Below are 13,851 nucleotides of genomic sequence, written 5' to 3'. Positions count from 1 at the left end.
TAAGTCGGGAAAGAACCCCGACAAACATCGTCGACACGGCTGGCTACATCCCTGGCCGCCTCCGGCTAAGATTGATTGTGTTATGAAAAATGGTATGTAAAGTGACTTACAAAACGAAAGCGGACGAATCTACAGCTATTAGCGACCTATTGCCAGAGGACTACTGTATAAGCCGAGAGGCCGGCAGATATGGGCTCAGGCGCGTCGTTCTGGTTAGTCGGCGGTGGTTTTCCGCTGGCTTAGCAGAAGACCAAGCTTGTAGACTCGCGGGTTTCGAGGCTTCAAGTTGCGTCCGCACCGTTCCAGCCCATATCTGCCGGCCGGTAAGGCGCATGGACCGATTAGATTGCCACTCCTCCTATATCTAGTGGTCCGCGAAGTTAAGATTTGCTAAAGCGGGGGCGCAAAAAATAATTTAAAAAAGTTGCGTTCACTAGCAAAATTGTGACCCGTTTAATTGTGTTCAAGACAGGTCGTTTACTGCTTAGGGGAATTTGCGTTTGGGATGGCATGAGCTGGCCGGTTAAACGGATTTATCTTTTTTTATCCACTTACAGTTAACTGCTAGGGAGGAAAACTTGTCGTGCACCCGTTAATTATGTTACATAGCGGCTTGATTTGAAATGTCTAGGGGGCAATCCAGATTTTCTACATATTGTATTCAATCCTTATTTTTGATACCATATATGGCGTATTATTGTTAAAGGGGCGATTGATATGATGAATACAACAACGGCCGCCACAGTCACGTTGACGGCAGATTTTATTGAAAAAACGGAACAAGAGGTTACCCCACATTGGGGCGAGCTGGGCTGGGTCACCTACAAGCGGACCTACGCGCGCTGGCTGCCTGAACAACAACGAAGTGAAGAATGGCCCGAGACCGTTAAACGAGTGGTCGAAGGGAATATCAACCTTGATCCCCGGTTACATACGGACAACGTCGATGGTCAAGTGGTTGCGGATCTTACGCAGGAGGCGCAACGGCTCTTTAAGCTGATCTATGGCTTAGCCGCCACACCTTCTGGCCGGAACCTTTGGATCTCCGGGACCGACTACCAACACCGCAACGGGGACGCCTTAAATAACTGCTGGTTCGTCGCTGTGCGGCCACAAGCCTATGGGAACAGTCACATTGTGCCCAGTTACCTAAAGCCTGATCAAGTCGTGGCATCTATGCCATTTTCCTTTATGTTCGACCAATTGATGAAGGGTGGCGGCGTTGGGTTCTCCGTCACGCCAGACAACGTTAAGCAGATGCCTAAGGTCGACCAAAATGTGGACTTGACCATTGTGATCGACGCCGACAGTGCCTCTTACGACGCCTCTGTGGCCCTGGGTGCCGTGGACCGGTCAACGTGGATGCACAGTCATTCCCTGGCTGACGCACGCTACTACCGGCTACCAGACACTCGTGAAGGCTGGGTCCTGGCCAACGCCAACATGATCGACGCTCATTTCAACGGTAGCAATCCGGACCATAAGACCCAGGTCGTCTTGGACATCAGCGACATTCGGCCCAAGGATGCGCCGATTCACGGGTTTGGCGGGACCGCCTCTGGTCCGATGCCATTAGTTGAAATGCTCTTTGGCATCAATCAGATTCTAAACGACGCGGTGGGCCGGAAATTGACCGCCGTGGATTGCACGGACATGGGCAACATGATCGGCAAGACCGTCGTCGCTGGTAACGTCCGCCGTTCGGCCGAACTCGCCTTGGGTGGTGCCGAAGATGATGACTTTATTACCATGAAACAGGATAAGGACAAGCTCTACCATCACCGGTGGGCGTCTAACAACAGTGTGGCTGTCGATAGCCAATTTAACGACTACCAGCCCGTTGCCGACTCCATTCAACATAACGGGGAACCCGGCATCGTCAACTTGGAGCTGTCGAAAAACTACGGTCGGTTGGCCGATGGACGGCAAGAAGGCATCGATGGCGCCGTTGAGGGGACTAACCCGTGTGGAGAGATCTCACTGAGCAACGGGGAACCTTGTAATCTGTTTGAGGTCTTCCCTAGTGTTGCCGAAGAACAGGGCTGGAACCTGGAGGATGCCTTTGGCTTAGGTGCCCGGTATACCAAACGGGTCACGTTTAGCCACTACGACTGGGAGGTTTCCCGCAAGGCTATCCAGAAGAACCGGCGAATCGGGGTCTCCATGTCCGGCATTCAGGACTGGATCCTAAAGACCTTCAAGCAACGGGTCGTCACGGGCTTTGAAGCCAAAAAGGACGCCACGACTGGCAAGACGTTCATGCAACCAATTTATAATCAAGCGGCTGTCAAACGGGTCAATGACCTGTACCAGGCCGTCGTTCAAGCCGACAAGGACTATTCGGAAACGTTAGGCTGCCAGCCTTCCATCAAGCACACCACGGTCAAGCCGTCCGGGACGGTGGCCAAATTGGCTGGGGTGTCCGAGGGGATGCATTTCCATTACGCCCGTTACCTGATTCAACGGATTCGTTTCCAAGACAGTGATCCCTTGTTGCCCGCCTTGAAAGCCTGTGGCTACAAGGTCGAACCCGATGTGTACAGTCAAAACACGATGTGCGTGGAATTCCCAGTAAAGGCCGCTCACGCTGACGAGGCCGCCTTCGCGTCCGCGGGGGAGGTGCCGATGGCAGAACAATTTGCCACCCAGGCCTTCTTACAGACGTACTGGTCCGACAACGCCGTTAGCTGCACGGTGACCTTCCAACCCGAAGAGGGCAAGGACATCAGTGGCCTCTTGACGCAGTATCGCAACACCATCAAGTCCACGTCGTTGCTGCCATACAGCGGTGCCGACTTCAAGCAAGCGCCAAAGGAACCCATCGACGAGGAAACGTATCGCCAACACCGCGCACAGATCACGGGCGATGTGGCTACGACCTTTGCCGCAATGACGGGCAACCACGACCAGAAGGATATCGAGCTGGTCGACCAATCCGACTGCGAAAGCGGCGCCTGCCCTATCCGGTAGACCGATTCGTACTGTTGGCCGCTTCGCCAGTCAGGTGCTCCGTCCGGTGGGGACCGCGTGAAATTTCGTCTGCGGCTACCAGACGCCACACTGTGGGGACCACTCGCAGCCTGAGAAGCGGTCTGCAAGTTCGCCTTGAAGCCTCAAGAAACGAGTCTCCAAGACGTCCCAGGCTGTAAGCCAGCACAAGACGCTGACTAACACCCTCGACACAGTGTTCTGTCTGGTAGTCTCCGACTGAGGTTTTTGCGCTGACGAGTGGTGGCGCGATGTTAGATTGATCAGGTTATGTCGTCGCTCAGGTTTGATTGTTTATACAATTATTGTTAGATATGGAAGAAGCATTGATCGTAATTGGGTCAATGCTTCTTCTTGTATCTGGGTAAGATCATGTAAAACTTGACGTTACCTCAATTAGAAGTTTAGTGTGGCAATTCCCGACTAATTTTAGACTGGACTATTCCGGCTACATGGGTCAGAATGCTAGGAGAGGGTTAATGATTAAGTGATACATAATATAGCTGTGAAAATGAAGGGATGATGGACATGAAGATTTATACGCGAGTTGGGGATCAGGGCATGACGAAACAGGTTAGTGGCAAAATGGTTTCCAAGACGGATGCACAAATTGTGACGTTGGGGGACATTGACGAGTTGCAGTCTTATCTGGGAGTCGTGGTCGCTAGTTTAAAGCCCGACCAGACCGACCTGATCGATGAGCTGAGTGAAGTTCAGCGGAAACTCTATGTGGTGGAGGCCGATATCAGTGTGAAACGCCATCAGGAAATAACGCCAGCCGACACGACTCATTTGGAAGAACGGGTCGACTACTTCATCGCTAATGCTCCCGAACTAAAAGAGTTCATCCTCCCCGGCGGTTCACCAGCAGGCGCCAACATCCACTATGCCCGCACGGTGGCCCGGCGTGCAGAACGCTCGGCAGTCGCCCTCAACGCAGAGCAACCCTTAGAGCCAGCCATCCTGACCTATCTCAATCGGTTGTCAGACTACTTCTTCGCCATGGCTCGTTACGTCAACCATCAAGACGGCTACGAAGAAATTCTGAGCAACAAGGAAAAGGCGGATCGTAAAGCAGCTAGAGATGCTAAGCGCCAAGCTAAATTGAATGAAGCGACTGACTAATCACAAAATAGATAAAAAAACTCCCAGCAGTCATTGCGATTGCTGGGAGTTTTAATTAGAAAATTAATAACAGAGTTAGCGGAAAGCTGGCAAGACGCAATCACCAGCAGGAGAAAACCGGCCAGTGTGGCGTTTAGTTTTCGCCTACGGGAATGGTGACTAGCTTACCAGATCTTGACGCGGTCGGCGGGGGCGAGGTACATGCCATCTCCGGCCTTCACTCCGAATGTCTGGTAGAAGTCGTCGAGGTTCTTGACCTGCACGTTAGCCCGCAATTTGGCTGGGGCGTGCACGTCGATCGATAACAGTAATTGCATGTATTCCGTCGTGGCCTTCATCCGCCAAACGTTGCCCCAGTTGATGAAGAAGGCACGGAGGTCGACATCGGCCTCTGACTTAGCGGCTTCCAGAGCACAACTCAGGCCACCACCATCGGCGATGTTTTCGGAAACGGTCAGCTTCCCATTGACTTTTTGACCAGCGAATTCGATCCCGTCGAATTCCTTGATCATGGCTTGGGCCAGGCCCTTGAAGTGATCGAGGTCGGCATCGGTCCACCAGTTGTTCAGGTTCCCAAATTCGTCGAATTGCGAACCGTTGTTGTCAAAGGCGTGGGAAATTTCATGGGCGATAACGGCCCCGATTCCCCCGTAGTTGGCGCTGCTGGATTGTTTCAGGCTGTAGAATGGCGCTTGTAAGATGGCAGCCGGGAAGACGATTTCGTTGTTCGATGGGGAGTAGTAGGCGTTGACCGTGTCAGCACTCATTTCCCACCGGTCGCGGTCAACAGGATGGCCCCAACGGCTGAAGTGGTTGTCGATGATGATTTCGGTAATGGCCTGTAGGTTGTCAAAGAGGGACTTGTTTTCGTCGATCTTAAACTTGCTGAAGAGGGCGTCAATCTTGTCGGGGTAGCCCACCTTGATGGTCAGCTTCTGTAACTTGACGATGGCCTTTTCCCGGGTCGCAGCGCTCAACCAATCGTTGGTCTTGAGCCGCTGTTGGTAAACGTTGGCCATCTTTAGCACCATTTGGCGAACGTCGGCCTTGGCCTTTTCACCGAAGTACTTGCGGCCGTAGTAGTCACCAACGACTTGGCTGAAGGTACCGGTTGCCAGGTAGAAGGCGGCCTTTTCGCGAGACCGTGCCTGTTTTTGTCCGGACAAGGCCCGGCTGTAGGCCCCACCGACTTGACGGAATTCTTCAGTCAGAACACCACTGGCACCCATCACGGTCTTGACCAGCATCCAGCTCTTGATGAGGTCGAAGTTGGCTGGCGACAGAATGTCGTTAGCGGCATCAAAGAAGAGTGGTTGGGGCAGGATGACTTGGGCTGGCGTGTCGTTGATGAGGCCCTTAACGACGGCAGTCAAATCAATGTGGTCGAGTTTAGCGTCGACATCGGCCAGTGGGAATGGATTGTACATTTTAACGTAGTCGGCAGCTTCCTCGGACGACTTCACGTGTGGAGCAATTTGCGCATCGAACTGCTTGGCCTGTTCGACGACGGTCGTGGCCTTGTCTTCGGTGTAACCGGCGAGTTCGAGCAACTTAACAGCTGTCTGTGTGAAGATCGGCAGGAGTTGCTTAGCAGCCGGATTGTCCTTGGCATAGTAAGTCTTGTCGGGCAGGAAGAGGCTAGGGGCGTCCACGTAAAGGGCGTATTGGCTCGTATTCTTCATGTCGGCATCGACCCCGATGTCGAGGGGCGTTGGCAGGTCCGTCTTGAACCATTCAACTAAATGTGCGTTGAGGTCAGCGAAGTCTTTGAGCGCTTCGATCTTGGCTAAAACGGGTTTGAGGGGCGCGGTGCCCACCTTTTCCCGTTCGTCAGCGTCACTGGTGAGGGTGTAGAGCTTTTTAAACTCTGCCATCTCAGGGTTAGCTGGTTCGAGCTTTCCGGCAAGTAAGTCGGCGAAGTCGTGCATCAAAGTCTTTTCAATGTTATCGACCAGGTCACGGAAGCCCCCAGTCGTCGCATGGTCGCTAGGAATCGTGGCCTGTTCAGCCCACTTGCCGTTAACGGCCTCATAGAAATCTTCGGTAACTAGAGACTCGTCGACGGGAAACTTATCGGCACCACCAGCTGGTGAAACAGTCATTAAATGGTTAAGTCGCATACGGAATCCTCCTTAAAATAATCGTTACAAACAGAGTAACCCTTTTAACGGCAAAAGGAAACTTTTTTATCATCAAAATCTAATAAAAGTGAAGATTGCGTCTCTAAATGCTGATAATCCAGTAGTTATGGACGTGTAGAAAGTGGAAATTAGAGAAGAAAGTTTGGATAGTAGTGGGCAATGTTACCAGGCTATTCTTAGTGCAGTTGCGTAATAGTTATGCCGTAACTGAGTGAAGTGAATTCACTATTGGGCGAGCTAAAGTGTACAGAACAGGCAAAGTTGGTTGGAGTGACTAATTCAGCAGAGGATCAAAGTCAGTTAGTCCGGAAGAATCCTGACTGCCGTAGACGGTTGAGATGCTTTCGGACTAAAAATGGGGCGCTGACGATTGGGTCAGGGCCCCATTTAACGGCGCTACTCTTCACCGAGAACCTTCTTTTTGGCATGCAGAACGGGGCGCCGGAACTTCGGCCGGGTCCGATCCCAAATAGCAATATTTTGCTGGTACTGGGTAAAGAAATCGTTGATGTTTTCGGTGGTCAGATTGGTTGGAATCTGGTCCCAGGCCTCAGCACTTTGCAGAAAGGCTTGACGGATGTCGTGCTCAACGTTGGTCCCCTTGGTCGTTAACCGCAGATACTTCACGCGGCGATCATCCAACTTAGCTTCTTGTTCAACGAATCCATCAAGGAGCAGCGCGCGTAATTTACGGGCTGCAGCGGAACGGGTCGTGTGGGTTGCGTCTGCCAACTCACTCAGCGTAATGTTGCGTTGCTCATGAATTTGTTTCAGCAGTAAATACTGTTCGAAGCTTACCGAGTACTGCCCCGTAATTTGTTCGGCGGCGTTGATCAACACCCGAAAAATTTCCCGGTACTGGCGTAAGAACGCTTCAAATACTCTCTCTTCATGTTGCATGGAAACTCCCCCCTAGGAAAAACATAGTCTGCTGGGTCAGTGAAGTTCGCCAACAAAATAACGGTCACTATTCACTACCTCAGCATACCGTTATTATGCCGCCTGATTGGTGGGGATAAAAATGATTGCGCTTGGAGACGGTGGCTAAGATAAGTCACCTTGTATTCTATTCAATTGCCCCTGAATAAATTCAGCGGCTTGTCGCTCACATGTCTGGTCCAATATGTCTGCTTGCAATGGAAACATCGTTGGGTAATTGACATGGTTACCAGGGTAAAGGTAAACAGTTATTACGCGGGTTGAAGGAAGGCGAGGGTGTCGCTTAGCTGCCAAACGTAAAGGTCATCACACCGGTAACCACGCAGCCAAAGGGTATCACCGATGCGTCGCAGATAAAAGCCTTTAGGTAAGTTGGGGTCGTCATCGTCAATTGGTGACATCACAGTAATTGCCCCCTGAGGCGCCTCATGCTTGCTTAAAATGGAATTGGTACTCTTGACTTGCGTTTGCCACTGGAGTCGAAAGTCGACAGCTAAGGCCAACGGACAAGGTTGCAGACCAAGTGCTTGTGCCCGCTGGAAAATGGCGGGTAGGGTGGCGGGCCCGGTCAACGCCAACTCACCAACAGTCAGCACTTGTAAATGTCGCGTTTGTCCGGCAGGTGTCAATTGAAAACGTGGGTCAGTAAATAAACCTTTAGCGTGAGGATTCAAAGCAATCTGTTGCGCAGCGAGTTCGGCTTGAAACTGATCAGCGGAAAACCCACTAGTCGTCAAAGTAACGGTATAAGCCATGGTAAACTCCTCCTTAGGGTGAAAGAAAGGACCTAGCTACCAATGAAAGCGGGCAATTAGGTCCTAGAATGTTTAATTAAAAATTTAAATGATATTGGTTATATCTCCGTCACTAGTTTTATAGCAAATGTTGGTGCCAGAAATCAGTCCTCATCCGCCATGGACAATTAAAATTAGATGCTGCAGGAGGGCACCAATGTAAGCCGAGAGGTCGGCAGATATGGGCTCAGGCGCGTCGTTCTACTTAGTCAGTAGGTGTTTTTTCCTGCTGGCTTAGTAGAAGACCAAGCTTGAAGACTCGTGGTTTTCGAGGCTTCAAGTTGTGTCCGCACCGTTCCAGCCCATATCTGTCGACCGGTAAGGCGAAGGAACATCTATTTCGTCATGTAGATGTAGAGGTGGTCGGTGGAGAAGCCGGTGTTGAACCGAATCCCATTCGACCGAATCGTCTTCGTGGTCGTCGACGAGCTGTTCTTCTTAGCGTCCTTCAAGACCTTTTCAAACTTGTTGATGACGATCTTGGGTTTGGCGCCTAAAGTCGTTCCCAGCAAGGCAAAGGTGGTCCCAAACTTCTTCTGACCGGACTTAGTCTTCATTTGTTTCGTTGGGACAATCATGGCGAGGCCCATCAGCTTGCCGTCCTGAACGTTACCGCGCACCGTGACGTCCTTAGTGTCGATGAGGTTCTTGAGGCCAGCCTTAGCAGTGGTTGGGAGTAAGTCGTCCTTGGCCTGTTTCTTGGCCGTGGCCATTTCGGCTTGGAGCTGTTTAGCCGCGGCCTGTTGTTGCTGCATGGCTGCGGCAGCGGCGGCTGGATTGGTCTTGGCTAAGGCCGCCATTTTTTTCTTCGTAGCGGCTTGGTTCTTTTGAGCCGCTTGGAGTTGTTTTTGAACCTTGGTTGGCAGGTAGCTGCCGATGACCATTTGGTTATATTTGGCGGCAACCTTTTTGTAGTTGCCTAAGGACTTAACTTTTTTCACGGTGACGGTCTTAGTTGCGTTGCCGGCCGTGATCTTGACTTTCTGGTCGGTAGTTGCGGCGGGCACTTGGAAGAAATAGGTGCCACCATTAACCTTCGTGCTGTGCTTGGTGCCATTGGCAATTTGATAGCTGACCGTCTTGGATTTGGCATTGCCCTTGATGACTGCGGTCAAAGCAGTTGGGCGGTAGCTGGTCTTGTTCGTGGTGAGTGCGTTATTCGAGCAGCCGGCAAGGGTCAAGGCTAACAGACCCAGGGCGCCCAACAAAAACTTCTTCAATTATATCCATCCCTTTAGTGATTAATTTACTTGATTCATCTTACCACAATCTACCAAAGAAGCCAGAATGAGAATTGCCTAACATTTTACCGGGAAGCCTAAAAATCTCGTGAAAAATGACGCAATTGGCTTTCCCTGACGCGCTAGAATTGTTATCATGAAGTTGTTGAAAGCGATACCACATTGATGGTTTACTATGGGAAGGACGGGATATTATGTATGAACGGATCTTAGTACCGATGGATGGCAGCAAGAATGCCCACGCAGCGTTGGTGGAGGCCACCAAATTAGCCCAAAAACTAGGCTCAAAACTGTTCATCGTTTCCGTCGCCAGTGATCAGACCTATGCCCACTACGGCGCGGAATTCGGTAGCGAAATCATTACCCATTTTAAGGATTCGGCGACGAAATTCCTGGAAAGTGCCGTTGAAGAAGTGAAGCAACAGGGTGTTCCCGTTGAAACGAGCTTCAAAGTGGGACTTCCTAAACCAACCATTGCCAAGACTTTACCGGCAGAATTGCACACGACGTTGACCGTCATTGGTCGTTCTGGTGTCCACGGTTTAGGCAAGGCAATCATGGGATCCACCACCAACTATGTTGTTCAGAATTCAGACACGAGTGTTCTGGTGGTTGATTAGGTTAATTTAGCAATTATCGAGGGGCGCGGTCCTAGTGATCGGGCCTTTTTTCGTTGTGTCGAAAATTGATGAGAAATGGGCGCACTCCGGCTGCCAGGGATTCCGCCTGCTGTGGGGACGCTTCAGCCTGAGAGGCGGGCTTCTCGCTCGCTTTGAAGCCACGCAAAAAGCGCGTGTCTCCAAAGTCGCCCATTTTATTGGCTAGCTCCGCCAGCCAATAAAATTACCACGGCTGGCTGCATCCCTGGCCTCCTCCGGCTCAGGTTGATCATTGCCATGACAAATACTGAAAGCCTGGTGCACTTGTACTCTGTAGTCCGGTGGTGCACGGTAACGTTTGCGGTCATCATCGCTTAACAGAGAACTACTGTGTAACCCGAGAGGTCGCCAGATATGGGCTCAGACGCATCGTTCGCGCCGTTCCAACTCATATCTAGCGGCCGGTAAGGCGAGGGGAAACCACAAGTGTCAAAATGGAAATGAGCGCAAAAAAACACACCGACAGTATCGGTGTGTTTTCAGTAATGACTTCAGCTTACTTCTTGTTCTTTAACCAACGTTGTAAGTCTGAAATTTCGTCGCGGCGCTTCCGGTCCTTTTTACGGTTAACCTTCCGACGGCCTTGGACGCCATTTGGATGTGCTTTTCTCATTGTAAAAACCCTCGCTTAATTAAAATAACAATCGACTGTAAGTTTACTGGTTTTCCTAGCAAAATGCAAGCTCTATACAGGATTAACTAGTTTTAAACCACCCGGAAGCGTTGACAGGGCAACGTTTACTGTGATTTGTTTAAAATTTTTGTTGGGGTCCGACCAACCTGTCAGAAAGTGGTATATTGGAATCAATTCGCTAAAACAGCGAACAGAATGTTGTCTGGTGATGGCTTGATCCGGGTGATTTATATGCGCTGATTTCATTGAACAAACCGTTATACAACGCGGATAAGGAACTTATTACCTGGAAGCGAACATTGACTCCATGAGCCTGTGGTGAGCGGTCAAGCTGTGGACAAAAACCACGTTCTGTTTTGAATCACCCAATCATCAATTCTAGCGCCAATAGTTTTACATAGGATTTAGTGTAACTGAACGAAATAAGCGGCATTAATCCCCATTGTGACTTAATATTTAGCTAGGATCAATGGTGTAAGGGAGCGTGCCAGTGAAAACTGAAACCTATCAGTTAGAGCATGATAACGTGTTGAGCTGTATTTAGCAAGCTTGTTCGGCTTTTTGCAAGGCTGCGTAATTGCTAGGCACAATCTTGGCGTTATGTTCTGGAGTTAGTCCTCCATAACGTGAATGTACAATCAGAGCAGGCGTAGTCCCTGGCAGCCGTAGTGCGACAATTTTTACACAGTTTTATCACTTAAGAGAGTTAAGGAAAGGGACGGCGAGAATGCAAGTTCTAAAGACAAAGCGCGGATTGCTCTGGGCGTGGCTCATCGCCATGGTCGTGGGGGGCATCTTGGTATGGGGGACCGCCCACGACGCGGCGCTGTACCGCGACCCCATTATGCAGGTGACCAGTGTCGAGACGGGCAAGGCGACTAAGGAGACCGATGACTTTCATAACATCGATAGCCAGACGAAACAAGTCCTGTCCGGAAAAATTTTAAATGGAAAATATCGGGGTCAACGTCTGACTGTCAACAATGTTTACTCCTACTCGCGGGCGATGGACCAGAAGTATCACGTGGGTAGCCAACTCTTTGTGGTCGTTCACGACCGTAACGGCCAACACTTGACCGCGACGGCTAAAGACAGTAAGCGTGACACCACGTTAGTCTTCATGGTCTGGTTGGTCGTGGCGCTACTCTTATTGATCATGCAGTTCAGCGGCTTCATGGCCTTCCTGAGCGTGGCGGCCAACGGCGTGCTCTTCTTCCTGGCCATCGTTCTCAACGGATCGACGCAGGGGGCACAGGTCCTGTGGATCTTCGGTAGCCTCGCCGTGGTCTTTGCGGCCCTCACACTGTGGCTGGTCATTGGGGCCAACCGACAGATGGTGATCACGTTAGCCACCACGCTAGGTGGGACAGCATTTTCCATCATCGTGGCGCTGCTGGTCTTTCACATGACCCACGAGCGCGGTATGTACTACGAATCCATGCAGTACGTCACGCAACTTCCGCGGCCATTATTCTTAGCGGAAACCCTACTGGGGTCATTAGGAGCGGTCATGGATGAGTCGACCGACATTATCTCATCGCTGTTTGCCTTGAAACGGGAGCGCCCGGAGCTGTCGGCCAATCAGGTCTTCAAGTCCGGCCGCCAGATTGGGTCGACCATCATGGGACCATTGATCAACGTGCTGTTCTTCATCTTCGTGGCCGACACCTTCCCGATGGCCATGCTGTACTTAAAAAATGGGAACAGCTGGGGCTACACGTTCTCGATGAACATGTCGATGGGTGTCGTACAGAGCCTGATCAGTGGTATTGGGATCGTCTTGGCGGTCCCACTCGCTAGTTTTCTCGCGAGCCGCTTCATGGATAAGAAGAAGGTGACGGCATGAGTACGATTACGGTATTGGGATTGGTCTTGCTGGTCCTCATGGTGCTGGTCGGTGGGAAGGCCGGCGCGCAGTCGTTTCTGGCGTTGATTTTAAACTTTGGTCTGTTGTATTTGGCCATCGTCTTGGTCGCGTTTCACTTCTCACCGTTGATCGTGACGCTGGTGGTGGGGATGTTGGTGCTCGCACTGACCATCTTCATGAGTAGCGGCGACGACCTGTCGAGCACCGTGGCGTTCATTGCGTCGGCGGTGGTGTTGGTGGTCTTGGTCCTGTTGATTGTGCCGGTGGAAAATTGGGCGCTGGTCCAGGGCTTCGGTCCCGAAGACAGTGAGGACTTGGAAGGCCTGTCGGTGTTGGTCGGGATAAAATTTGTGCAAGTCACGACCGCCACGGCCATCCTGAGCACGCTAGGTGCCATTGCGGAAGCCGCTATGGCCATTTCGGCCGGTCTCAGTGAGATTCTCGAGCAACACCCGCAAGTGAGCACCAAGGCCTTGCTAGGGGACGGTATTGCCGTGGGTAAGCAGATTATTGGGACGACGTTTAACACGTTATTCTTTGGCTTCTTCGGTGGGTTCTTGGCCCTCTTCATCTGGTTTACGGGCGTTCACTACTCGTTCGGTGAGATTTTAAATGATAAAATTTTTGTGTCGGAAATTCTGATGATTCTCTTCGCCATGGTCAGCGTGATCTTGACGGTGCCGATTACCACGTGGGTCATGACCCGCGCGGTGGCTGGGCAGCGAAAGCGAGCGGGTAAGCAGGGAGATAATTAAAAAAAGAGTGGGATAGAAGGCGGTTAGTCAATGAGCATTAACATCGATCGACGAATAATCCCGGTTTTGGATTGTTTGTCGATCGGGGTTAAGTGGAGTTGCCTGCCTTTTGGCGCACGTTTCGACCGTAGGACATTCGGAGCATAAAACAGGTCTGGGACAAAAGTCCCAGACCTGTTTTGCATAGTCAGCGTAAGTTGATTACATTGCGACCGTGACTATTGGTACAACGTTCGTAAAAATTAATTCAAAAAGTTCTGGTTATCCCATGGCAATGTTAACCCAAGAATTACGTACAACCATTCCAGCCCGCCGAAGAAAAAGATCAAGCGGACGACATAGTTGGGAATCACAAAGTAGTGGGCGATACCACTGCAAACACCAGCGATGACGGCATCTTGACTGGAGCGCGTTAAGCTTTTCATGGGGAGGACCTCTTTCTGTAGGGTGGCGTTACTTGATAGAATAAGTATATCATGGGGGGATGAAATTATGCGGAAAGTGGGAGGGGACGGGCCACTTATGTTATGTGAAACATGTGACGGTGAAATAACCATTTGTAAATCACAAGTGCTTTTAGGGATTCAACGTTTGTTGCGGTAGAAGCTCAATGTGAGCCGAAGGAGGACAGGGATGTAGCCAGCCGTGGAAATCTTGTTAGCTGGCGAGCTAACAAGATGGGCGACTTTTAAGACGCGTGTTTTTCGT

Annotated in this window: 10 protein-coding genes; 5 read left to right on the top strand and 5 right to left on the bottom strand. The window is 50.9% G+C overall.

Features of this window, described 5'->3' with window-relative positions; all coding sequences use genetic code 11:
• Positions 1–720 precede the first annotated feature (720 nt).
• Positions 721–2,970: a ribonucleoside-triphosphate reductase, adenosylcobalamin-dependent gene (nrdJ, locus tag FC99_RS08955; protein ID WP_048736370.1), complete on the top strand. Its 2,250-nt coding sequence runs from the start codon at positions 721–723 to the stop codon at positions 2,968–2,970.
• 540 nt (positions 2,971–3,510) lie between these two features.
• Positions 3,511–4,113: a cob(I)yrinic acid a,c-diamide adenosyltransferase gene (locus tag FC99_RS08950; RefSeq protein WP_048734981.1), complete on the top strand. Its 603-nt coding sequence runs from the start codon at positions 3,511–3,513 to the stop codon at positions 4,111–4,113.
• A gap of 164 nt (positions 4,114–4,277) precedes the next feature.
• Here the strand turns inward: FC99_RS08950 and FC99_RS08945 are convergent, their stop codons facing one another.
• The 4 genes from FC99_RS08945 to FC99_RS08930 all read right to left on the bottom strand — a co-directional run bounded on the left by FC99_RS08945 (position 4,278) and on the right by FC99_RS08930 (position 9,207).
• Positions 4,278–6,233 (bottom strand): M13 family metallopeptidase, encoded by a 1,956-nt coding sequence (locus FC99_RS08945; protein WP_048734984.1) that lies wholly within the window; start codon positions 6,231–6,233, stop codon positions 4,278–4,280.
• A 417-nt stretch (positions 6,234–6,650) separates the two neighbouring features.
• Positions 6,651–7,154, bottom strand: a complete 504-nt coding sequence (locus FC99_RS08940) for a MarR family transcriptional regulator (protein WP_048734987.1) — start codon at positions 7,152–7,154, stop codon at positions 6,651–6,653.
• A gap of 290 nt (positions 7,155–7,444) precedes the next feature.
• Positions 7,445–7,948 (bottom strand): hypothetical protein, encoded by a 504-nt coding sequence (locus FC99_RS14215; RefSeq protein ID WP_235805902.1) that lies wholly within the window; start codon positions 7,946–7,948, stop codon positions 7,445–7,447.
• A 374-nt stretch (positions 7,949–8,322) separates the two neighbouring features.
• Positions 8,323–9,207, bottom strand: coding sequence for a hypothetical protein (locus tag FC99_RS08930; RefSeq protein WP_048734990.1), 885 nt, complete (start codon positions 9,205–9,207; stop codon positions 8,323–8,325).
• A gap of 215 nt (positions 9,208–9,422) precedes the next feature.
• Here FC99_RS08930 and FC99_RS08925 point away from each other — a divergent pair, with 215 nt between their 5' ends.
• The 3 genes from FC99_RS08925 to FC99_RS08915 all read left to right on the top strand — a co-directional run bounded on the left by FC99_RS08925 (position 9,423) and on the right by FC99_RS08915 (position 13,143).
• Positions 9,423–9,848 (top strand): universal stress protein, encoded by a 426-nt coding sequence (locus FC99_RS08925; protein WP_048734992.1) that lies wholly within the window; start codon positions 9,423–9,425, stop codon positions 9,846–9,848.
• Positions 9,849–11,248: 1,400 nt separating this feature from the next.
• Positions 11,249–12,367 carry a YibE/F family protein gene (locus tag FC99_RS08920; RefSeq protein ID WP_048734995.1) on the top strand — a complete coding sequence of 373 codons (1,119 nt, stop codon included), beginning with the start codon at positions 11,249–11,251 and terminating at the stop codon, positions 12,365–12,367.
• The gene (locus FC99_RS08915) at positions 12,364–13,143 is read left to right on the top strand and encodes a YibE/F family protein (RefSeq protein WP_048734998.1); all 780 of its coding nucleotides are present in this window, start codon (positions 12,364–12,366) and stop codon (positions 13,141–13,143) included. Before FC99_RS08920 ends, FC99_RS08915 begins: the two co-directional genes overlap by 4 nt.
• Positions 13,144–13,385: 242 nt before the next feature.
• Here the strand turns inward: FC99_RS08915 and FC99_RS13870 are convergent, their stop codons facing one another.
• Positions 13,386–13,568, bottom strand: a complete 183-nt coding sequence (locus FC99_RS13870) for a PspC domain-containing protein (protein WP_048734999.1) — start codon at positions 13,566–13,568, stop codon at positions 13,386–13,388.
• Between the last annotated feature and the right edge of the window lie 283 nt (positions 13,569–13,851).

The organism is Levilactobacillus koreensis JCM 16448 (assembly GCF_001435525.1).
GTDB lineage: Bacteria > Bacillota > Bacilli > Lactobacillales > Lactobacillaceae > Levilactobacillus > Levilactobacillus koreensis.
Note: the sequence above shows the minus strand (reverse complement) of the source record. Positions and strands in the feature narration are given on the sequence as shown.

Excerpts from the sequence above, each read along its gene's own strand:
- nrdJ (WP_048736370.1), top strand. The coding sequence starts at position 721 with ATGAATACAACAACGGCCGCCACAGTCACGTTGACGGCAGATTTTATT.
- FC99_RS08950 (WP_048734981.1), top strand. The coding sequence starts at position 3,511 with ATGGACATGAAGATTTATACGCGAGTTGGGGATCAGGGCATGACGAAA.
- FC99_RS08945 (WP_048734984.1), bottom strand. The coding sequence starts at position 6,233 with ATGCGACTTAACCATTTAATGACTGTTTCACCAGCTGGTGGTGCCGAT.
- FC99_RS08940 (WP_048734987.1), bottom strand. The coding sequence starts at position 7,154 with ATGCAACATGAAGAGAGAGTATTTGAAGCGTTCTTACGCCAGTACCGG.
- FC99_RS14215 (WP_235805902.1), bottom strand. The coding sequence starts at position 7,948 with ATGGCTTATACCGTTACTTTGACGACTAGTGGGTTTTCCGCTGATCAG.
- FC99_RS08925 (WP_048734992.1), top strand. The coding sequence starts at position 9,423 with ATGTATGAACGGATCTTAGTACCGATGGATGGCAGCAAGAATGCCCAC.
- FC99_RS08920 (WP_048734995.1), top strand. The coding sequence starts at position 11,249 with ATGCAAGTTCTAAAGACAAAGCGCGGATTGCTCTGGGCGTGGCTCATC.
- FC99_RS08915 (WP_048734998.1), top strand. The coding sequence starts at position 12,364 with ATGAGTACGATTACGGTATTGGGATTGGTCTTGCTGGTCCTCATGGTG.
- FC99_RS13870 (WP_048734999.1), bottom strand. The coding sequence starts at position 13,568 with ATGAAAAGCTTAACGCGCTCCAGTCAAGATGCCGTCATCGCTGGTGTT.